General features: G+C 60.1%; 20 protein-coding genes. 18 read left to right on the top strand and 2 right to left on the bottom strand.

What is annotated here, in order from left to right:
- Positions 1-150: 150 nt before the first annotated feature.
- A complete protein-coding gene (locus ACPYOI_RS10340) occupies positions 151-1371 on the bottom strand; it encodes an NAD-dependent epimerase/dehydratase family protein (RefSeq protein ID WP_481415881.1) in 1221 nt (406 codons plus the stop codon).
- A 115-nt stretch (positions 1372-1486) separates the two neighbouring features.
- Here ACPYOI_RS10340 and ybgC point away from each other — a divergent pair, with 115 nt between their 5' ends.
- The 11 genes from ybgC to glmM all read left to right on the top strand — a co-directional run bounded on the left by ybgC (position 1487) and on the right by glmM (position 13671).
- Positions 1487-1948 (top strand): tol-pal system-associated acyl-CoA thioesterase, encoded by a 462-nt coding sequence (gene ybgC / locus ACPYOI_RS10335; protein WP_481415882.1) that lies wholly within the window; start codon positions 1487-1489, stop codon positions 1946-1948.
- An 87-nt stretch (positions 1949-2035) separates the two neighbouring features.
- On the top strand, positions 2036-2689 hold the full coding sequence (locus ACPYOI_RS10330) for a flavin reductase family protein (RefSeq protein WP_481415883.1): 654 nt from the start codon (positions 2036-2038) through the stop codon (positions 2687-2689).
- Between the two features lie 407 nt (positions 2690-3096).
- Positions 3097-3816 carry a protein TolQ gene (gene tolQ / locus ACPYOI_RS10325; protein ID WP_481415884.1) on the top strand — a complete coding sequence of 240 codons (720 nt, stop codon included), beginning with the start codon at positions 3097-3099 and terminating at the stop codon, positions 3814-3816.
- A 17-nt stretch (positions 3817-3833) separates the two neighbouring features.
- A complete protein-coding gene (gene tolR / locus ACPYOI_RS10320; protein ID WP_168831570.1) occupies positions 3834-4286 on the top strand; it encodes a protein TolR in 453 nt (150 codons plus the stop codon).
- 8 nt (positions 4287-4294) lie between these two features.
- Positions 4295-5428 (top strand): hypothetical protein, encoded by a 1134-nt coding sequence (locus ACPYOI_RS10315; RefSeq protein WP_168831571.1) that lies wholly within the window; start codon positions 4295-4297, stop codon positions 5426-5428.
- Between the two features lie 21 nt (positions 5429-5449).
- Positions 5450-6760 (top strand): Tol-Pal system beta propeller repeat protein TolB, encoded by a 1311-nt coding sequence (tolB, locus tag ACPYOI_RS10310; RefSeq protein WP_168831572.1) that lies wholly within the window; start codon positions 5450-5452, stop codon positions 6758-6760.
- A 158-nt stretch (positions 6761-6918) separates the two neighbouring features.
- The gene (gene pal / locus ACPYOI_RS10305; RefSeq protein WP_168831573.1) at positions 6919-7449 is read left to right on the top strand and encodes a peptidoglycan-associated lipoprotein Pal; all 531 of its coding nucleotides are present in this window, start codon (positions 6919-6921) and stop codon (positions 7447-7449) included.
- Between the two features lie 162 nt (positions 7450-7611).
- Positions 7612-8631, top strand: a complete 1020-nt coding sequence (gene ybgF, locus ACPYOI_RS10300) for a tol-pal system protein YbgF (protein WP_481415886.1) — start codon at positions 7612-7614, stop codon at positions 8629-8631.
- Between the two features lie 11 nt (positions 8632-8642).
- On the top strand, positions 8643-10046 hold the full coding sequence (tilS, locus tag ACPYOI_RS10295) for a tRNA lysidine(34) synthetase TilS (protein WP_481415887.1): 1404 nt from the start codon (positions 8643-8645) through the stop codon (positions 10044-10046).
- Positions 10047-10144: 98 nt separating this feature from the next.
- Complete coding sequence (ftsH, locus tag ACPYOI_RS10290) at positions 10145-12076, top strand: ATP-dependent zinc metalloprotease FtsH (protein WP_168831576.1); 1932 nt, start codon at positions 10145-10147, stop codon at positions 12074-12076.
- 242 nt (positions 12077-12318) lie between these two features.
- Positions 12319-13671, top strand: coding sequence for a phosphoglucosamine mutase (gene glmM, locus ACPYOI_RS10285; RefSeq protein ID WP_481422848.1), 1353 nt, complete (start codon positions 12319-12321; stop codon positions 13669-13671).
- Positions 13672-13719: 48 nt separating this feature from the next.
- On the opposite strand, the gene ACPYOI_RS10280 is transcribed toward glmM, so the two are convergent.
- Positions 13720-14328, bottom strand: a complete 609-nt coding sequence (locus ACPYOI_RS10280; protein ID WP_481422847.1) for a class I SAM-dependent DNA methyltransferase — start codon at positions 14326-14328, stop codon at positions 13720-13722.
- A gap of 403 nt (positions 14329-14731) precedes the next feature.
- On the opposite strand from ACPYOI_RS10280, the gene coxB reads away from it, so the two are divergent.
- From coxB to ACPYOI_RS10245, 7 genes are all read left to right on the top strand, one after another.
- Positions 14732-15556 carry a cytochrome c oxidase subunit II gene (gene coxB / locus ACPYOI_RS10275; RefSeq protein ID WP_481422846.1) on the top strand — a complete coding sequence of 275 codons (825 nt, stop codon included), beginning with the start codon at positions 14732-14734 and terminating at the stop codon, positions 15554-15556.
- A gap of 31 nt (positions 15557-15587) precedes the next feature.
- On the top strand, positions 15588-17366 hold the full coding sequence (gene ctaD / locus ACPYOI_RS10270) for a cytochrome c oxidase subunit I (protein WP_481415891.1): 1779 nt from the start codon (positions 15588-15590) through the stop codon (positions 17364-17366).
- Positions 17363-18070 carry a cytochrome c oxidase subunit 3 gene (locus ACPYOI_RS10265; RefSeq protein ID WP_481415892.1) on the top strand — a complete coding sequence of 236 codons (708 nt, stop codon included), beginning with the start codon at positions 17363-17365 and terminating at the stop codon, positions 18068-18070. The genes ctaD and ACPYOI_RS10265 overlap by 4 nt, the downstream gene beginning before the upstream one ends.
- Positions 18071-18080: 10 nt before the next feature.
- Positions 18081-18803 (top strand): heme-copper oxidase subunit III family protein, encoded by a 723-nt coding sequence (locus tag ACPYOI_RS10260; protein ID WP_481415893.1) that lies wholly within the window; start codon positions 18081-18083, stop codon positions 18801-18803.
- An 8-nt stretch (positions 18804-18811) separates the two neighbouring features.
- The gene (locus ACPYOI_RS10255) at positions 18812-19144 is read left to right on the top strand and encodes a cytochrome C oxidase subunit IV family protein (RefSeq protein ID WP_168831584.1); all 333 of its coding nucleotides are present in this window, start codon (positions 18812-18814) and stop codon (positions 19142-19144) included.
- A 209-nt stretch (positions 19145-19353) separates the two neighbouring features.
- The gene (locus ACPYOI_RS10250) at positions 19354-20190 is read left to right on the top strand and encodes an outer membrane beta-barrel protein (protein ID WP_481415894.1); all 837 of its coding nucleotides are present in this window, start codon (positions 19354-19356) and stop codon (positions 20188-20190) included.
- A gap of 188 nt (positions 20191-20378) precedes the next feature.
- Positions 20379-21557, top strand: coding sequence for a phosphoserine transaminase (locus ACPYOI_RS10245; RefSeq protein WP_481415895.1), 1179 nt, complete (start codon positions 20379-20381; stop codon positions 21555-21557).
- Positions 21558-21754: the final 197 nt, after the last annotated feature.

Below are 21754 nucleotides of genomic sequence, written 5' to 3'. Positions count from 1 at the left end.
CGGATGAGGGGGGCCGCAGGTGGCACATGTTGTCGCCTGCGCTCTTCACCCCCTCATCGCCTCGCTGGCGCTCCGGCACTTCTCCCCGGCGGGGAGAAGAGGCTTGCCGCAACGGTATTACCAAAAATGCGTACTGTGTGGCGGCCATTCTCACGACACCGATTTCAGCCGCTTGCCTTCCGGATCGTGGTTGAGCGTCGCGGCGATGTCCCTCGTCCAGGCGGAAACGGCGGGAACGCGCGAGCGATCGACTCGGTAGGCGAATTTCTTGGCGACATCGACGATCTCGGCGAGCAGGCCGGACTCAAGCGTGGTCGGCTCTAGGCCCAAGTCGCGGAATTTGTCGTTCGTGACGATCAGGTCGTTTTCCGGCGCTTCCTTGCGCGGGTTCGGGAGCCAGGCGATCTTTGAGCCGGTCATCCTGGCGATCATCTCTGCAAGATCGCGCACGCGGTGCGTCTCGGTCATCTGGTTGAAGATCTCGACCCGCGAGCCTCGGGCCGGCGGGTTCTTCAGCGCAAGCTCGATGCAGCGGACCGAATCCTGGATGTGAATGAAGGCTCGCGTCTGGCCGCCCGTCCCATGCACAGTGATTGGATAGCCGATCGCCGCCTGGATGAGAAAGCGGTTGAGAACCGTGCCATAGTCCCCATCGTAGTCGAAGCGGTTGATGAGTTGCGGATGACGGCGCGTCTGCTCCGTGTGCGTGCCCCAGACGATGCCCTGGTGCAAATCGGTGATGCGCAGCGCGTCGTTCTTTGCGTAGAACTGAAAGAGCAGCTGATCTAGGCACTTAGTCATGTGGTAGATCGAGCCGGGATTGGAGGGGTAGAGAATTTCCTGGTTTACGGTATCGCCTGCCGCCGTATCGACGCCGACCGTCAGATAGCCCTCGGGGATAGCCGCGCCGACCGTCGAATAGCCATAGACCCCCATCGTGCCGAGGTGGACGAGGTGGGCGTCCAGCTGCAACTCAACGAGCGCATTCAGCAGGTTATGCGTTGCGCTGACATTGTTGTTGACGGTGTAGTTCTTGTGCCGGTCGCTTTTCATCGAATAGGGCGCGGCGCGTTGCTCGGCGAAATGGATGATCGCTTCCGGCCGGTTCTCGGCAAGCCAATTCTTAAGAAGCTCGTAGTCCTTGGCGAGGTCGATCAGATTGAAATGGATGCGCCGCCCCGTTTCGGCATGCCAGATGCGCGTGCGCTCCTGAATGGAGTCCATCGGTGTCAGCGATTGCACGCCGAGTTCGGTGTCGATCCAGCGCCTCGATAGGTTGTCGAGAATGTGGACGTCGTGTCCCGCGTCTGAGAGATGAAGCGATGTTGGCCAGCCAATGAACCCGTCTCCGCCCATCACCGCAATCTTCATCGCATTGCCTCCTGCGTCTTCATCTACTATCGGAAATATCTAAGAACTATGACGATTATTCAAAACTAGTGCGCTGCGGCCTGTCGCCAACAGGCATGCGAGTTTGGAGAAAATTATGGCGGATAACGGTTTTTCGATTTCTGGCGAGCTGACGGAAACGGGACACAGCCTGAACCAGCGCGTGTATTACGAAGACACCGATTTCTCCGGTCTCGTCTATCATGCACGATATTTGCATTTCCTGGAGCGCGGCCGTACCGATTATCTCCGCTGCCTCGGCGTCGAGCAGCGGGAGTTGATCAGCGCCGACGAGGAGGGGCTCGTCTTCGTCGTTCATCGCATGGAGATCGACTTCAGGAGCCCGGCCCGTATGGACGATATCCTGACGATCGTCACGCGGACGGAAAAGGCCGGCGGTGCGAAAATGGTGCTCCAGCAGGAGATCCGCTGCGGCGAAACGCCGCTGATAGCGGCGAAGGTGATCATTGCGGTCATCAACGCCAAGGGAAGGCCGCGGCGGCTTCCGGAGGCGCTGGCCACGAAATTCATGATCAGCGCGAACGCACTCATTCGATAGTCGACCGCTATAGTTCGACGGCGATCGAAGCATTCTCACTCTGCAGACGCTAGCTTGCGGCTTTGGAAATTCCTGAAGGAGCCGCCCATGTCTGCTTTGATTCCCTCCGTCTCAGGCGCAGATCATCTGACGATAACGCCTTCCGTCCTGTATTTCGGAACGCCGGTCGTGCTCATCAGCACGCTCAATCCCGACGGCACCGCCAATATCACGCCCATGTCCTCGGCATGGTCTCTCGGAGACCGGGTCGTCCTGGGTCTGGCCGCCTCAGGGCAAGGGGCTGAAAATCTTCGACGAGAAGGCGAATGCACACTCAATTTTCCGGCCGCGAAACACTGGCACCGGGTGGAACGGATCGCGCGGGCAACAGGCCGCAATCCCGTGCCAGACTACAAGGCACGGATGGGTTACGAATACGCCGCCGACAAGTTTGCCCTCGGTGGTTTCGGGTCGGTGGCATCGGAATTGCTGCATCCTCCCCGTATCTCAGAGTGTCCGATGCAGTGCGAGGCGAAGGTCGTGGCCTTTCACGGTGAGGGGAGTGCGGCCGATCCCGTCCACCCTGCCGGCTATCTAATCATCGAAGTGCAGGTCCTGCGCGTCCACGCCCATTCGCAAATCGTCGTGCCTGGCACCAATCACATCAATACGACCCGATGGACACCACTCTTCTATGTCTTCCGGCACTATTTCGGCCTGGGTGATGATCTGGGAAAGAACTTCAGAGCTGAAAGCATATGAAGCGGAAGACGGAGCGTTGGCTGGTCTTGGGCTCGGTCGCGAGCAATCGCAAGAGCGCAGGCTTGTAAAAACTTGAATTTCATGTGAAGGAATTACGCATCGCAAGTGGAGTTTGGCCCGCCTTTCCAAAGCTCCGATCACGTTCGTCCTGCACTAATCTTCAACGCACACATTCGCTGTCGTAGTCCGGCACTAACTATCTGTTAACCATAATGGTGTCTTACTGCAGAAGTCAGAGATTGTGCGGTGCACGCCTTCCTTTGACCAAATTTGACGGCAAGGAAGGCGGACAAGAGCTTTAAGCTTGACCAGGGCTTTGGGCGGCGGTCGCCAGACAATTCTTGCGAGATCACTTTCTGTGCCGCCCGGTCAAGCACCGGGCGTTTGGATTCGGGGATTTTGGATCTATGGAACAAGTAGGATTGGCAGCAGCAACGGCCGACGTCAGCCTCTGGTCGCTGTTCATGCAGGCTGGCATCGTCGTCAAGCTGGTCATGCTCGGGCTCATCGCAGCCTCGGTCTGGACCTGGGCGATCATCATCGACAAATATCTTGCCTACGGCCGCGCGCGGCGCCAGTTCGACAAATTCGAACAGGTCTTCTGGTCCGGTCAATCGCTCGAAGAACTCTACCGCACGCTTTCGGAACGCAACAACACCGGCCTTGCCGCGATCTTTGTTGCCGCCATGCGCGAGTGGAAGAAATCCTTTGAACGCGGCGCGCGTTCGCCGATCGGCCTGCAGATGCGAATCGACCGTGCGATGGACGTGACGCTCGCTCGTGAATCCGAATTCCTCTCGGCTCGTCTCGGATCGCTTGCGACGATCGGCTCGGCCGGTCCCTTCATCGGCCTGTTCGGTACCGTGGTCGGTATCATGACCTCGTTCCAGGCGATCGCCGGTTCGAAGTCGACGAACCTCGCGGTCGTTGCTCCCGGTATCGCGGAAGCGCTGCTTGCAACCGCAATCGGCCTTGTCGCGGCTATTCCGGCAGTTATCGCCTACAACAAGTTCTCCGCAGACGCCGGCAAGCTCTCCGGCCGCATGGAAGGCTTTGCGGATGAGTTCTCCGCCATCCTTTCGCGCCAGATCGACGAGAAGCTGCAGCCGCGTCAGGCCGCACAGTAACCACGGAGTACACGACGATGGGTATGGCTGTTGGAGGCAACAACGGAAGCGGTGGCCGCCGCCGTCGCGGTGGCCGGAGCAAAGGGGTTATTTCCGAAATCAACGTGACGCCGCTCGTCGACGTTATGCTCGTGCTGCTCATCATCTTCATGGTGGCTGCGCCGATGATGACTGTTGGCGTGCCGATCGACCTGCCGGAAACGCAGGCCAAGGCGTTGAATTCCGAAACCCAGCCCATCACCATTTCAGTCAAGAACGACGGTGCGGTATTCCTCCAGGAAACACCGATCCCGACCGACGAGATCGCCGCCAAGCTCGAGGCGATCGCGACCACCGGCTATAACGAACGCATTTTTGTGCGCGGCGATGCCACTGCTCCTTACGGCGTGATCGCCGACGTGATGGCACGCATCCAGGGTGCGGGCTTCAAGAACATCGGCCTCGTGACGCAGCAGAAGAAGGACCAGTAGCAAGCAAGATGAAGGCCAGTGTCGTCACATCTGCGGTTCTGCATGGACTCGTGCTCACCTGGGCGCTGGTGACGATTGGCACGCCGGAATCCTTCAAGGTCGACGACTTCGAAGCGATGCCGGTCGATCTCGTTCCCGTCGAATCCATTACTCAGATGCAGCAGGGCGACAAGACGGCGAAGCCCAATGACAAGCCCGCGCCGAAACCGACGTCGAGGCCCGCGGACGTTCCCGATGCCGAAAACCTCGGCGACAACAAGGTCGATCTGAAGACGCCGCCGATCCCGAACGCCAAGCCCAACAACAACGAAAGCACGGCAGCGCCGAAAGCCACCGAAAAGCCGCTCCCCCAGAATGATCCCGTCCCCAACGAGGTGAAGGAGATCATGAAGGAAGACACGGTCGTCGATCAGCCGAAGGAGGTCGCGTCGATTCCGGAGACCAAGCCGGAAGAAGTGACGCCGCCCAAGCCCGAGGAAAAGCCGCCGGAGGAGCAGGCAAAGCCCGAGCCGCCGAAGCCGGACGCCGAAGCGCTGCCGGACAATGTTCCGACGCCGGTCGCCAAGCCGCAGGTGAAGCCGCCGGAGCAGAAGCCTGCTGAAAAGCCGCCGGAAAAACCGCAGGAACAGCCGAAGACTGCCGAGAAACAGCCGGACAAGAAGAAAGCCGACAAGGCACAGGAAAAGGCCAAGGCGTCTTCCTCGAAGGAGAGCGACTTCAACGCCGACGACATAGCGGCGCTGCTGAACAAGCAGGATCCTTCGAATGGCGGCGCCAAGCGTTCGACCGAAGTGGCCTCGTTGGGTGCAAAGAAGTCCAACAACACCGGCTCCAAGCTCAGCATGAGCGAAATGGACGCCTTGCGTAATGCCATTGCTGGCAACTGGCAGATCATACCCGGCCTTGCGGACATGGACCAGGTCCGCATCACCGTCCACATGAAGCTGGACGAAAATGGCGAGATCATCGGTGACCCCGAGGTCGAAGCGACCGGCGGCAATGATGCTACGCGCCGGGCGCTTGCCGGCGGTGCCTATCGTGCCGTCAAACGGTCCGCGCCGTTCACCAACCTTCCGAAAGACAAATATGACGCGTGGAGCGAAGTCATCGTGAACTTCGACCCCAGTCAGATGGCTCTTTAAATGCTGAAAGGCTTGCCCCTCATGACCAAGTGTTCCCTCTTCCGCGCCTTCATGGTGGCGCTCGGCATGGCTGCGACGGCTGCTATTGCAACGCCGGCCCACGCGCTTGTCGAGATCAACATCAACAAGGGCAACGTTGAGCCGCTGCCGATCGCCATCACCGACTTCCTGCAAGGCGACATGGGTGCGCAGGTTTCGCAGGTGATCGCAGCCGACCTGCAGCGTTCCGGCCTGTTTGCGCCGATCAACAAGAATGCCTTCATCGAGAAGATCTCCAATCCGGACCAGGCGCCGCGCTTCGAGGACTGGAAGGTGATCAATGCCCAGGCGCTCGTCACCGGCCGTGTCACCCAGGAAGCGGACGGCCGTCTCCGTGCCGAGTTCCGCCTTTGGGATTCCTTCGCCGGCCAGCAGATGACGGGCCAGCAGTTCTATACGCAGCCGGAAAACTGGCGCCGCGTCGCCCATATCATCGCCGACGCGATCTACAAGCAGATCACCGGCGAAGAGGGTTACTTCGATACCCGCGTCGTCTTCGTTTCCGAATCCGGCCCGAAGCAGCAGCGTAAGCGTCAGCTCGCCATCATGGACCAGGACGGCTACAACGTCCGCATGCTGACGGATGGCAGCGACCTCGTACTCACGCCGCGCTTCTCGCCGAACCGGCAGGAAGTGACCTACATGTCCTTCGCTAACCAGCAGCCGCGCGTCTATCTGCTGCAGCTCGAGACCGGACAGCGCGAGGTCGTCGGCAACTTCCCGGGCATGACCTTCTCCCCGCGCTTCTCCCCGGACGGACAGAAGGTCATCATGAGCCTTCAGCAGGAGGGGAACGCCAATATCTACACGATGGACCTGCGTTCCCGCACCACCACGCGCCTGACCTCCACTGCGGCGATCGACACGTCGCCCTCCTTCTCTCCGGACGGCGGCAGGATCGCTTTCGAAAGCGACCGTGGCGGACATCCGCAGATCTACGTCATGAATGCCGACGGTTCCGGCCAGACGCGCATCTCCTTCGGCGACGGCAATTACTCGACGCCGGTCTGGTCGCCACGCGGCGACCTGATCGCCTTCACCAAGCAGTCGGGCGGCAAGTTCTCGATCGGCGTGATGAAGCCGGACGGTTCGGGCGAGCGTATTCTGACCACGGGATTCCACAACGAGGGTCCCACCTGGGCGCCGAACGGCCGTGTGCTGATGTTCTTCCGTCAGGCGGCTGGTGCGGGTGGCCCGCAACTCTATTCGATAGACCTGACGGGCTACAACGAACAGCTTATCAAGACGCCGTCGTATGCATCCGACCCCGCCTGGTCGCCGCTGCTTGAGTAGTGGATGGGCCAGATTCCGCCTTCTTGTCGCCGCAAAGTGTTGGAATTTGGCGATTACAGGGACAAATCAGTAGTTCGTTAACCATACTTTTTGAGCGCCGGTTAACCCAGAACAGTTACAGTCCGGCAACCCTAAATGAAGTCGCAAGGAGACCGGCCATGAGCCGAATTCAAACCCCGGCAATGAGCCGCATGCAGAATTTCGCCCGCAACCCAGTCATGATCGCACTCGTCGCCGGTTTGGCGCTTGCTGGCTGCGCCAACAAGAAGAACATGGCCAACAGCGCCGGCGATCTCGGCCTCGGTGCCGGTGCAGCAACGCCGGGTTCGGCTCAGGACTTCACGGTCAACGTCGGCGACCGCATCTTCTTCGACACCGACTCCACATCGATCCGCGCGGATGCTGCCCAGACGCTTGACCGTCAGGCACAGTGGCTTGCTCGCTATCCGAACTATGCGATCACGGTAGAGGGCCACGCCGACGAGCGCGGCACGCGTGAATACAACTTGGCGCTGGGTGCACGCCGCGCCGCTGCAACGAAGGACTACCTCGCTTCGCGCGGCGTTCCGGCTCAGCGCATGAAGACGATCTCCTACGGCAAGGAACGCCCGGTCGCCGTCTGCGACGATATTTCCTGCTGGTCGCAGAACCGCCGTGCAGTTACGGTTCTCGGCGGCGCCGGCATGTAATAACCGGATTTTACATTACTTTTTGGAAAGGCGGTCCGCTTGCGGGTCGCCTTTTCTTTTTGAACACACTTTGGCCAGACTCCGTTGCTTTTTGAGAGCAATTAGCAAAATCTCCTGTTCGTGCCTTGGGGCGCGAAGAATCACTGGGACAGGACGATACCTATGAAGAAACTTGTCGTGGCAGGCTTGCTCTGCCTCGCGGCCGTAACCGGAACCGAGCGAGCGGCTTATTCCGCTTCGTTTCTAGGCTTGAACTTTGGCGGCAGGCCCGCGCAGAGCCAGGCGCAGACGCCGCCTGTCGTCGACGTGCAGAGCAGCGGCACCGAGATGCGCGTGCAACAGCTGGAAGAGCAACTGCGTCAGCTCAACGGCCGCATCGAGGAAATGAGCTACCAGATCCTGCAGATGCAGGAATCGCTGCGCAAGACGCAGGAGGATAACGAATTCCGGTTCCAGGACCTGGAAAAGGGCGGCGGCTCCGCCGGATCGAAGGGGAGCACGAAGAAGAGCGAGGCTGATATACAGGCTCCGGCTTCGGGCCAGGCCGACGCACGGCCACAGCGCCGGAGCGATGATGTCGCGACAATCATCGAGACACCGCAGGGAGCCGAAACGGCTCCCTCCAACGGCGTTCCGTCGAACGGCGATCTCGGCCGTCCGCCGCAGCAGCTGGGCTCTATCCAGTTCGATCAGAGCGGTAACCCGATCGGCGGCAGTGTGAACCAGAATGCGGAAGTCGGCTCCGCTCCGCTGCCGGATGTGAACACCCCTACCTCGCAACAACAGACCGCCTCTCTCGGCAGCGAGGCCGATCAGTACAAGGCGGCCTACGGTCATGTCCTTTCCGGCGACTATGCCGTCGCTGAACAGCAATTCACCCAGTATATCGCGCAGTATCCGGGCAGCGCCCGGGCTGCTGATGCCAATTTCTGGCTCGGTGAGGCGCTTTATTCCCAAGGCAAGTACAATGAAGCGGCGAAGACCTTTCTGAATGCTCACCAGAAATACGGTTCCTCCGAGAAGGCGCCCGAAATGTTGCTGAAGCTCGGCATGTCGCTGGCGGCTCTCGACAATGTCGATACCGCCTGCGCGACGCTTAAAGAAGTCAGCAAGCGCTATCCGAAAGCCTCGCGGGCCGTCATAAGCAAGGTCGCGAGCGAACAGAAGCGCCTCGCCTGCTAAGGGTTTCCGGTTTGTCTCCGGAAGCCGTTCTTTCACCGGAGGTAGCGGCGCGCCGCTTACTCCATTCGCTTGCCAGCCCCACGCGCATCCTCGTCGCGATCTCTGGCGGCAGCGATTCGACCGGCCTGCTTCTGGCCCTTTCCGAGGCATTGAAGGCCGAACCCGACCCGAAAATTTCCCTATGCGCCGCGACAATCGATCACGATCTGCGCGCAGGTTCTGCAGATGAGGCGCGCCAGGTCGCAGCCCTCTGCAGGTCACTCGCCATTCCGCACGCAAGCCGCGTTTGGCGCGGTGCCAAACCGAAGACCGGCATCATGGCTGCCGCACGCGAAGCGCGCTACAAGTTGCTGGCCGACGCAGCGGCGGAACTGGGGGCTGATCTGGTCGTGACCGCGCATACGCTGGACGACCAGCGCGAGACCCTGGCGATGCGCCGCACGCGCAGCGACAGCCTTTCCACGGGGATCGCCGATGCGGTTCTGTTCGATCGCCGCATCTGGATTGCCCGGCCGTTTCTATCCTGTATGCGTGCCGATATCCGGGCATATCTTACGGCGCGCGGTGCCACGTGGTTTGATGATCCGAGCAATGAAAATATGAAATACGAGCGCGTGCGGACGCGCGCGGCATTGGCGGGCGAGGGGACTGTCCAAGACGGGCCGGCGGCTGCAGATGCCCGTTTGGCACTTGCGAGCCAGGCGGTGGCCTGGGCCGGCCAGTATTTTAAACTTCCTGTCGAAGGGTTGGGGCATGTTGCCCGAGACGGTCTTTCGGCATCCGGGCCGGTAATAAGTTACGCCCTCGGCCGCCTGGTTGCAGTCTTCGGGGGGCAGCCGTTTCCTCCCGGACGCGCGCAGATGGAGCGCATCGTCGACTTCGTGACTGCCGGCATTCCTGGCCGGATGACAGTCGGCCGGGTGGTATTCGATCTCCGGCGCGATGGCCTTTACTTGACCCGCGAGGGCCGCGGCATGTTGCCACTGGTGCTTGCGCAGGGAGCGTGTGGGATATGGGACGGGCGGTTCGTCATCAAGAATAACTCGCCGTTCAGCCTGGAGATTGATACGCGTTCGGCGCTGGATGCAGGTCATCGCGCCAACTGCTCTGTCTTTACTTTGCCTGTGACCAATGCACTGGAGTTCTCGGGCGAGCGCGAGCTTGAGGGCGCGAAGGCCGCGCACCTGCCCAAGGCTGCCCTCAAGCGAGCACTGGCAGCGCAACCATATGTTCGGGTCGCTGAAAACCTGCCCGCTGATTGTCACCTCGATGTGAGCGTCACGCCTTATTTTGCACCGTTCGACCGCTTTTTGACACGATTCGACTTCATCTTTGCTGGAAGCCTCGCGGCGGCTTTTGGAACGCGCCCCTATCCAAGCCCGCCTTTAGGTCTTATTGACGGAAAAACCAACTGACAGAGTGGATCGCCTTGGCAATGGCACAGCGCAACCCTATGTTAGAGGCCAAATAAGACGGTTGCCATGAGGCTGCTGTTCCAGTGCTGGGGAGTTCGATGAACCCTAACTTACGAAATTTCGCCTTGTGGGCAATCATAGCGCTTTTGCTGATTGCCCTTTTCAGCATGTTCCAGACGACGCCGGCGCAAACCAGCTCGCGTGATATCCCTTACTCGCAGTTCATGCGTGAGGTCGATGCGGGCCGCGTCAAGGAGGTTGTCGTCACCGGCAATCGTGTCTCGGGAAGCTATGTTGAAAACGGCACCACCTTCCAGACCTATTCTCCTGTCGTCGATGACAGCCTTCTCGATCGCTTGCAGTCGAAGAACGTGGTCGTTTCGGCCCGTCCGGAAACCGATGGTTCGTCCGGCTTCCTGAGTTATCTCGGTACGCTGCTGCCGATGCTGCTCATTCTGGGCGTCTGGCTGTTTTTCATGCGGCAGATGCAGGGCGGCTCGCGCGGCGCGATGGGCTTCGGCAAGTCCAAGGCCAAGCTTCTGACCGAAGCGCATGGCCGCGTGACCTTCGATGACGTCGCTGGCGTCGACGAAGCCAAGCAGGACCTCGAAGAAATCGTCGAATTCCTGCGCGATCCGCAGAAATTCCAGCGCCTCGGCGGCAAGATTCCGCGCGGCGTGCTGCTCGTCGGCCCTCCGGGCACGGGTAAGACGCTGCTCGCCCGCTCCGTTGCCGGCGAAGCCAACGTTCCGTTCTTCACGATTTCCGGTTCCGACTTCGTCGAAATGTTCGTCGGTGTCGGCGCAAGCCGCGTCCGCGACATGTTCGAGCAGGCCAAGAAGAACGCTCCCTGCATCATCTTCATCGACGAAATCGATGCCGTCGGCCGTCACCGCGGCGCCGGTCTCGGCGGCGGCAACGACGAACGTGAGCAGACGCTCAATCAGTTGCTGGTCGAGATGGACGGCTTCGAGGCCAACGAAGGCATCATCCTGATTGCCGCGACCAACCGTCCCGACGTTCTCGACCCGGCGCTGCTGCGTCCGGGCCGCTTCGACCGTCAGGTCGTCGTTCCGAACCCGGATATCGTCGGCCGCGAGCGGATCCTCAAGGTTCATGCCCGCAACGTTCCGCTGGCGCCGAATGTCGATCTCAAGGTTCTTGCCCGCGGCACGCCCGGTTTCTCCGGCGCCGACCTCATGAACCTCGTCAACGAAGCTGCCCTCATGGCCGCACGCCGCAACAAGCGCGTCGTCACCATGCAGGAGTTCGAAGACGCCAAGGACAAGATCATGATGGGCGCCGAGCGCCGCTCTTCGGCAATGACCGAGGCGGAAAAGAAGCTGACGGCCTACCACGAAGCCGGTCACGCTATCACGGCGCTCAACGTTGCCGTTGCCGATCCGCTGCACAAGGCGACGATCATCCCGCGTGGCCGGGCTCTCGGCATGGTCATGCAGCTTCCCGAGGGCGACCGCTATTCGATGAGCTACAAGTGGATGGTCTCGCGCCTCTGCATCATGATGGGCGGCCGCGTCGCCGAAGAATTGACGTTCGGCAAGGAGAACATCACCTCCGGCGCATCTTCGGATATCGAGCAGGCCACCAAGCTTGCCCGCGCCATGGTCACGCAGTGGGGCTTCTCCGATCAGCTTGGTCAGGTGTCCTACGGCGAGAACCAGCAGGAAGTCTTCCTCGGCCACTCCGTTTCGCAGACGAAGAATGTTTCGGAAGCGACGGCCCAGAAGATCGATAACGAAGTCCGCCGGCTGATTGACGAGGCATACACGCAGGCCCGCGATATCCTCACCGAAAAGCACGATGATTTCGTAGCGCTTGCCGAAGGCTTGCTCGAATACGAGACCCTGACCGGCGAAGAAATCAAGGCGCTGCTGCGCGGCGAAAAGCCCGCTCGCGATCTCGGCGACGATGCGCCTCCGAGCCGCGGTTCGGCCGTGCCGAAGGCTGGTGCGCGCCCCGCGTCCAAGGGCGACGAGGCGGAAGGTGGCCTCGAGCCCCAGCCGCACTGACGCGAAGTAACTCGAATGGACAAAGGTCGGATTCTCCAGCAAGAGGTCCGGCCTTTTTCTATTGGTAACGGGATATAATCAATTTTCTTTGTAATTTACGTGATGGCGCCTACGATTTATGGCATGCCGCTATCATGGGAAGCCGCAATTTCGCTTTGTATTGGGACTGATAGTCCTCGGCTGATTTTGCGGGAGGTTCCGCGGCCTTATTTGGCTCGCTGAAAAACAATATAGAGGTACATATGAAAAGACGTTACTTCGGCACCGACGGTATTCGCGGGCAATCGAACGTGTTCCCGATGACGCCGGATCTGGCGATGCGCGTCGGCATTGCTGTCGGCACGATCTTCCGCAATGGCAATCATCGCCACCGGGTCGTGATCGGCAAGGATACGCGCCTTTCCGGCTACATGCTGGAAAACGCCATGGTTGCTGGATTCACGGCCGCTGGCCTCGACGTCTTCCTGCTTGGCCCGATCCCAACGCCCGCCGTTGCCATGCTCACCCGCTCGCTGCGCGCCGATGTGGGCGTAATGATCTCCGCTTCGCACAATCCTTACGAGGACAACGGTATCAAGCTCTTCGGTCCCGACGGATACAAGCTCTCCGACGATATCGAATCGCAGATCGAAGAACTGTTGGAGAAGGATCTTTATACCCAGCTCGCAAAGTCTGACGACATCGGCCGCGCCAAGCGAGTCGATGGCGTGCACGACCGTTACATCGAGCATGCAAAGCGCACGCTGCCGCGTGATGTGACGCTGCAGGGGCTGAGGGTTGCGATCGACTGCGCCAATGGCGCCGCCTATAAGGTCGCACCGGCGGTGCTCTGGGAACTCGGTGCCGACGTCGTCACCATCGGCAACGAGCCGAATGGCGTTAACATCAATCTGAATTGCGGTTCCACCAGCCCCGTCACTCTGCAAAAGAAGGTCGATGAGGTGCGGGCGGACATCGGTATCGCTCTGGATGGTGATGCCGACCGGGTTATTATCGTGGACGAAAACGGTGCGCTGGTCGATGGCGACCAGCTGATGGCGGTGATCGCCGAAACCTGGGCGGAAAGCCAGCAGCTTCGCGGCAACGGTATCGTGGCGACCGTCATGTCGAACCTTGGCCTGGAGCGCTTCCTCAGAGGCAAGGGAATGGGCCTTGCCCGCACCAAGGTCGGCGACCGCTATGTCGTCGAGCATATGCGCCAGAACAATTTCAACGTTGGCGGCGAGCAGTCCGGCCATATCGTGCTTTCGGACTACGGCACGACCGGGGACGGGTTGGTTGCTGCGTTGCAGATCCTCGCTGCTGTCAAGCGAACCGGCAAGACCGTCAGCGAAGTCTGCCGCCGTTTCGAGCCGGTGCCGCAGCTTCTCCGCAATGTCCGCATTTCCGGCGGCAAGCCGCTGGAAGACGTGCAGGTGCAGCAGGCGATCGCCGATGCGGAAGCCGAACTTGCCAAGAACGGCCGCCTCGTTATCCGTCCTTCGGGCACCGAGCCGCTGATCCGCGTGATGGCGGAAGGCGACGACAGGGCGCAGATCGAGCGCATCGTCAACGAACTGATCGGCACGATCTCGGGCGTCAGAACGGCGGCTTGAATCGTTTGCGATTGTTGAGGGAGAGCCGGCGCTCGGTCGCCGGCTTTTTCATGTCCGCCTTGCGAGCCAGACGGTCTGGCCGCCGCAAGCCGGGTCTTCGACCATGTGATCAACGACCGAGAAGCCGTGTTCCGGCAGCAGGCTGCGATACTCCGCACCGTCGAGGCTGCTGTGATAGAGCGGCTCGCCGCAGAACGTTCCCATCGCCTCGCCATAGGCAGGCCCGCTGGTAAACATCAGCGCCGCGCCATCCGCCGCATGCGCCGCGAAGACGGCAAATATCCGCCGCTGATCCTCTGGCTTCAAGTGGAAGAAGCTGTCCCAGGCAATCAGCCCGTCGAATCTCGCTCTGAGCGACAGGGCGCGCATATCGGCGACGTGCCACGTGTGGGTGGGAAAACGTTCCTTGCACATGGCAATCAGCGAGGGCGAACTATCGACTCCCGTCACGGCATAGCCGCTTTCGATGAAATGCCTTGCGAGAGGCTCGCCGGAGCCGCAGCCCATATCGAGGATCGTGCCGCTGTGCGGTAGCAGGCTGGAAAATCGATCCAGCCAGCTGCGCTCGAACAGGTTTTTTCCGCGGCTCGCATCCCACACGGCAGCATGCCGCTCGTAAAGCGCTGAGATATTTTCGGCAGGATTCGGGTCACTCATTTATTCAGGCAAGCCCTCAAGAGAATGTTCGCTGGTCAAATACATCACGTACCGGTCCGAGCGAAGGAGTAAAGAGGGGGTTGCGGCGCTCCAATCCCAAAAGTCGTACCACCTGATAGGATGAATTGACTTATCGGATGGGAAACATAACTTTTTTCTTGATCGCAAATGATGTTTGCGGGGCTGAAGGACGACAGCGAGATCAACAATCGTTTCTCCGATCTGAAGCAATTTTCCCAATAGGTCAGAACGGATGTGGTGGATGCTGCAGGGGATCGCCCACAGGATCGCTTCGCCGTTGTCATTGTCGGCGTGACGTGTTCATGAGATAATGCTGAAAAATACAGCGGTGGATTGCGGATTTCGCTCATTGGTGGCGGGATCGCGGTTCAAGGAGCAGGCAATGGCTATCGTGCTGGTTCTGGTTCTGATTGTCGTAGGATCCGTCGCGTTCCACCTGCTTAGCCCGTGGTGGTCGACGCCGATCGCGTCCAACTGGAGCTACATCGACAGCACCCTTACCATCACCTTCATCATCACCGGCATCGTCTTCGTCGCAGTGGTGTCGTTCATGGCCTATTGCGTTTTCCGGTTCCGGCACAGGCCAGGAAACCGGGCGATGTATGAGCCGGAAAACCGGCGGCTGGAGATATGGCTTGCGGTGGTAACGTCCGTCGGCGTTGCCGCCATGCTTGCTCCCGGTCTCTTCGTTTGGAAGCAGTTCATCACCGTGCCGGCCGATGCGCAGCAGATAGAGGTGGTCGGCCAGCAGTGGCAGTGGAGTTTCCGCCTGCCGGGGACAGACGGAAAGCTGGGGAAATTCGACACCCGTGATATCAGCCCGGACAATCCCCTTGGCCTGACCAAGAGCGACGCTGCGGGTCTTGATGACGTGATCGTCGAGGGAGGTGAACTGCACCTGCCCATCGGCAAGCCGGTCAAGGTCCTGCTTCGCTCGACCGACGTCCTCCACGACTTCTACGTGCCGGAGTTCCGGGCCAAGATGGATATGATCCCCGGCATGGTGACCTATTTCTGGTTCACGCCGACACGCACCGGGACGTTCGAGATTCTTTGTGCCGAGCTCTGTGGCGTCGGGCATCCGCAGATGCGCGGCACGGTCATGGTCGATGAGGAGACGGCCTACCAGGCATGGCTGCAGCAGCAGCCGACCTTCACGCAGATGCTCGCATCGGGAGAGACGCAGCCGGCCGAACAGCCGCAATAGCTACCGGAGGAACAGGGAGGATATAGATATCATGGTCGATATTCGATCGGGCGCCGGGGAGATCATCCCGCCTGCGGAAGTCGAGGATGTGGAACTCTATCATCCGAGGAGCTGGTGGACGAAGTATGTCTTCAGCCAGGATGCCAAGGTTATCGCCGTCCAATATTCCGTGACGGCCATGTCGATCGGATTTGTGGCGCTCGTGCTGTCCTGGCTGATGCGCATCCAGCTCGCCTTTCCCGGCTACTTCGCCTTCATCGATCCGGAGCACTATTACCAGTTCATCACCATGCATGGCATGATCATGGTGATCTATCTCCTCACTGCGTTGTTTCTCGGCGGCTTCGGCAACTACCTCATTCCTCTGATGCTCGGGGCGAGGGATATGGTGTTTCCCTACGCCAACATGCTGAGCTACTGGGTCTATCTACTGGCCGTGCTGGTGCTGGTCGCGAGCTTCTTCGCTCCGGGCGGACCGACCGGGGCTGGCTGGACGCTCTATCCGCCGCAAGCCATTCTCTCTGGAACGCCCGGCGGGCAGGACTGGGGCATCATCCTGATGCTGTCGTCGCTGATCCTGTTCATCATCGGCTTCACGATGGGCGGCCTGAATTATGTCGTGACCGTGCTGCAGGGCCGCACGCGTGGCATGACACTGATGCGCATGCCGCTGACGGTCTGGGGGATTTTCACCGCGACGGTGATGGCGCTCCTTGCCTTTCCCGCACTTTTCGTCGCCTCAGTCATGATGCTGTTCGACCGGGTGCTCGGGACGAGCTTTTTCATGCCGGCCATCGTGGAGATGGGCGAGCAGCTCCCGCATGCCGGCGGCAGCCCGATCCTGTTCCAGCATCTCTTCTGGTTCTTCGGCCACCCCGAGGTCTATATCGTGGCGCTTCCCGCCTTCGGCATCGTTTCCGATCTCATCAGCACGCATGCCCGAAAGAATATCTTCGGCTACCGCATGATGGTCTGGGCGATCCTGATCATCGGGGGACTCAGCTTCATCGTCTGGGCGCACCACATGTATGTCAGCGGCATGAACCCGAACTTCGGCTTCTTCTTCGCCACGACGACGCTGATCATCGCAGTGCCGACCGCGATCAAAGTCTACAACTGGGTGCTGACGCTCTGGCGGGGCGATATTCACCTGACGCTGCCGATGCTTTTTGCGCTCGCCTTCATCGTGACTTTCGTCAACGGCGGCCTAACGGGACTGTTTCTCGGCAATGTCGTCGTGGATGTGCCGCTGTCGGACACGATGTTCGTCGTCGCGCATTTCCACATGGTCATGGGCGTGGCGCCGATCCTCGTCATCTTCGGTGCGATCTATCATTGGTATCCGAAGGTGACCGGACGCATGCTGGACGAGACGATGGGACATATTCATTTCTGGACCACGTTCGTCGGCACCTATGCGATCTTCTTCCCGATGCACTATCTCGGGCTGATCGGTGTGCCACGCCGCTACTACGAGCTCGGCGAAACGGCATTCGTTCCACCATCCGCCCATACCCTGAATATCTTCATCACCGTCATGGCGCTGATCGTCGGGGCGGCGCAGATCGTCTTCCTGTTCAACCTGGTCTGGAGCCTTTTCAGGGGCCGGGAGGCCGGCGGCAATCCGTGGCATGCGACGACGCTCGAGTGGCAGACACCGCAAACCCCTCCGGTCCATGGCAACTGGGGCAAGGAACTGCCGGTGGTCTATCGCTGGGCCTATGACTACAGCGTGCCGGGCAGCGGCCAGGATTTCCTTGCGCAGAACGACCCGGGCACTGGCAGGATGGCGCACGGAGCAGCCTCATGACCGTCATCGTCATCTTCCTGGCGATCATCGCCGTCATTGTACTCTGGTGGTCGGCGCACCACCGGCTGGCATCCAAACCGTGGCTGGAAGTGGGCCTCTCGCCCGACACGCGCGGTGCAGGCCGGCTGCCGATCGAGCCCGCCAGGGTCGGCCTCGGTGTTTTCCTTGGCGTCGTGGGAGCCCTCTTCGCGCTGCTCATCAGCGCCTACTTCATGCGCATGACGGCCGCCGACTGGTGGGCAACGCCAGTTCCCCGCCTGCTTTGGGTGAATACCGCTGCGCTCGCGCTCAGCAGTGCATCAGTCGAATGGGCCAAATTCGAGGCAAGGCGTGGCCGGACCGACGTCATGCTGGTTGCGCTTCTCCTGGGACTGTCGACGGCGGTGCTCTTTATTGCCGGGCAAGTCATGGCATGGCGGGAGCTTGTGGCGGCAGGCTACGTGCTTGCCGACAATCCGGCGAACAGTTTCTTCTACATGCTGACCGGCCTGCATGGGCTCCACATCCTGGGCGGCCTGGCGGTGCTCGGCCGCACGACGGCGCACGCCTTCGACGGTCGCTTTCCTCGTCGAAGATTGCTCCTCAGCCTCGATCTGTGCGCCATCTACTGGCACTTCATGCTCTTCGTCTGGCTGGTTCTCTTCGCACTCTTTGCAGGCTGGGCGAATGACTTCGTCGACCTTTGCCGCCAGTTGATTTCGTGAGGAATGAAAGATGGCTCAGTTCACGCAAGTACAAACCGGAGAAACGCTCGAACAACCCGAGGGGTTGCGTGGGGTTGTGGCGGATATCTCCTCGGACCAGCGGGCGTTCAAGCGCGTCTCCTGGGGGAAGGCCATGATGTGGATCTTCCTCCTCAGCGATACCTTCGTCTTCGGCTGCTTTCTGCTTGCTTACATGACCGCGCGCATGTCGACGCCGGTTCCGTGGCCCAATCCGAGCGAAGTCTTCGCGCTTCACATCGGAGGGCAGGACGTTCCGCTGATCCTGATCGCGATCATGACCTTCGTCCTCATCAGCAGCAGCGGCACCATGGCGATGGCCGTCAATTTCGGGTATCGCCGCGAGCGCGGCCGCACCGCGGCCCTCATGCTGCTCACGGCTGCCCTCGGCGCGACTTTCGTCGGCATGCAGGCGTTCGAATGGACGAAACTGATTATGGAGGGTGTGCGGCCCTGGGGGAACCCGTGGGGCGCGGCGCAATTCGGCTCCTCCTTCTTCATGATTACCGGATTTCACGGCACCCACGTCACAATAGGCGTGATTTTCCTCCTCATCATTGCCCGCAAGGTCTGGCGGGGTGATTTCGACACGGAGCGGCGTGGCTTTTTCACCAGCCGCAAGGGCAACTACGAGAGCGTCGAGATCATGGGCCTCTACTGGCACTTCGTCGATCTCGTCTGGGTATTCATCTTCGCATTCTTCTATCTGTGGTGAGGATTGCCATGGCACAGGCGCAAACGCATTCTGGACAGCAGCACCCCGTCAAGCTCTATCTCCTGGTCTGGGGGCTGCTCTTCGTTCTCAGCACCTTTTCCTACCTTGTCGATTATTTCGGCATCCAGGGTTATCCGCGGTGGTTCCTGATCATATTGTTCATGATGCTGAAGGCCGGTTTGATCGTTGCCGTCTTCATGCACATGGCCTGGGAGCGGTTGGCACTCGTCTACGCAATTCTCGTCCCGCCCGTCCTCGTGCTCGTTTTCGTCGCGATGATGGTCTCGGAATCGCACTATACGATCTTTACGCGGCTAACGTTTTCCAGTGCGGGGCTTTAGGGTCCTGCCGGAAGTCACCGGGCTTCAACACTTCAGCAGCAACGAATTTCCGCTAGTCTAACAGCGGAGAGTCCCGTCGATTGGCAATAGTCATAGTTAATGTTTACAGTTAAGTGGCTTTTAACATTTCCCATTCATTATCCATGAAAAGCGTATCACATTGGCGGGGGTGTCCACTCTGCCGATGCAACCGGATCTTGGAGTGGATCATGAAAAGAAGCTTGTCCGGCATCCTTGCCGCATTGCTTGTCACATCAAATGCGTTCGCGGCCGATCTCGCTCCTGTCGAGCCGGTTCCGGAAATCCCGCCGGAAGTCACTGTCACCGAAGCCACGGGCTGGTATCTTCGTGGCGACGTGGGATATGGCTGGACCGATCTGCGTGGGGCGCGCTACTTCCAGGGTAGCAACGGCAATGAGGTCGACTTCACTACCGCCGATCTGCGCGATGCCTTCACGGCGGGCGGCGGTGTTGGTTACCAGGTAAACAACTACTTCCGCACGGACCTTACGCTTGACTATCTGGGTGAGGCTGATTTCCGTGGCTCGACCAAAGGCACGTGCGGCTTTGCAGCTGTTGCTTGCACCTCGAGCGACGTATCTTCGCTCACGGCTTGGTCGCTGATGGCCAATGCCTATGTCGATCTCGGGACTTATGGCTATTTCACGCCCTACGTCGGCGCCGGTATCGGCGGCACCTACGTCAAGTGGAAGGACCTGCATAACACGTCTTGCGCCGACGACGGTTCGGGATGCGACGACGAAGTCACCCATCATGGCCGCAGCGGCTGGCGGTTCAGCTACGGACTCATGGCCGGCGCCTCGATCGATGTCACCTGCAACGTCAAGGCCGATGTCGGTTATCGTTTCCTGCATGTGAACGGCGGCAACATGTTCGGTTTTGCGGAAAATGGCGGTCCCGGTCGTGACAAGGGCTTCAATGTGCACGAAGCCCGCATCGGCGCTCGCTATCTTTTCGGCGGTTGCCAGCAGGCCTCCTACGAACCGCCGCCGGAAATCCCGCTGCAGCAGCCGGTCTACAAGTAAGAGCGATCTCCGCGAACCATTTGAAAGCCGCCCTTCGGGGCGGCTTTTTCGTTTTCGTCTCATCGTGCCTGCGTCAAAAAATCCTCCAGCTGCGACACTTCCCAGTTGACTACGGTCGCGACCCTCTATATCCACGGCGGCGGGACACTCCTCCCCAACGAGGAGCTATCTATCTGGAAGGATAGCACATGGCGAAGACCGCAAAGCCGGACGTACGTCCGCAAAATACCCACTTTTCTTCTGGCCCCTGCTCGAAGCGCCCTGGTTGGACGCTCGACGCTCTTTCCGACGCGCCTCTCGGGCGTTCGCACCGTGCGAAGGTCGGCAAGGCGAAGCTGAAGCAGGCCATCGATCTTACCCGCGAAGTTCTGGAAGTGCCGGCGGATTACCGCATCGGCATCGTTCCGGCATCGGATACCGGCGCCGTTGAGATGGCGCTCTGGTCGCTGCTCGGCGAGCGCGGCGTCGACATGCTCGCCTGGGAAAGCTTCGGCGCAGGCTGGGTCACCGACGTGGTGAAGCAGCTGAAGCTCAAGGACGTGCGCAAGCTTGAAGCCGGCTATGGCGAGCTTCCCGACCTTTCCACCGTGGATTTCGACCGCGACGTGGTCTTCACCTGGAACGGCACCACTTCCGGCGTTCGCGTTGCGAACGGCGATTTCATTCCTGATAATCGCAAGGGTCTGACGATCTGCGATGCGACTTCTGCCGCTTTCGCGCAGAACCTCGATTTTGCCAAGCTCGACGTCGTCACCTTCTCCTGGCAGAAGGTCCTGGGCGGCGAGGGTGCGCATGGCATCATCATCCTTTCGCCGAGGGCCGTCGAGCGCCTTGTTACCTACACGCCGGCCTGGCCGCTGCCGAAGATTTTCCGCATGACATCCGGTGGCAAGTTGATCGAAGGCATCTTCACCGGCGAGACGATCAATACGCCTTCGATGCTCTGCGTCGAGGACTATATCGATGCGCTCCTCTGGGCCAAGCAGCTCGGCGGCCTAAAGGCTCTGATGGCGCGCGCCGATGCGAACGCCAAGGTAATTGCCGACTTCATCGCAGCCAACGACTGGATCGCCAATCTCGCCGTCAAGCCGGAAACGGCATCCAACACGTCGATCTGCCTGAAGATCGTCGACAAGGACATTACTGCGCTTTCCGACGACGAGCAGGCGAACTTCGCCAAGGGCCTCGTCTCGCTGCTCGAGAAGGAAGGTGTCGCCTACGACATCGGCCATTATCGCGACGCGCCGTCGGGTCTGCGCATCTGGGCGGGTGCCACTATCGAGACCGCCGACATGCAGAAGCTGATGCCTTGGCTATCCTGGGCCTTCGAAACGCAGAAGGCGGCGCTTTCCCAGGCTGCTGCCTGATGTGATCGCATCCGGCTCCGCTCGCTGAGCGGAGCCCAGCATTCCCGATTTTCATCTATCGCTGAACACTTTTGAAGGAAGCCCTCCAATGGCACCTCGCGTTCTCGTATCCGACGAACTGTCGGAAACCGCCGTCCAGATCTTCCGTGATCGCGGCGTCGAAGTCGATTTCCAGCCGCAGCTCGGCAAGGACAAGG

The organism is Rhizobium sp. SVR5-2C (genome assembly GCF_056755115.1).
Note: the sequence above shows the minus strand (reverse complement) of the source record. Positions and strands in the feature narration are given on the sequence as shown.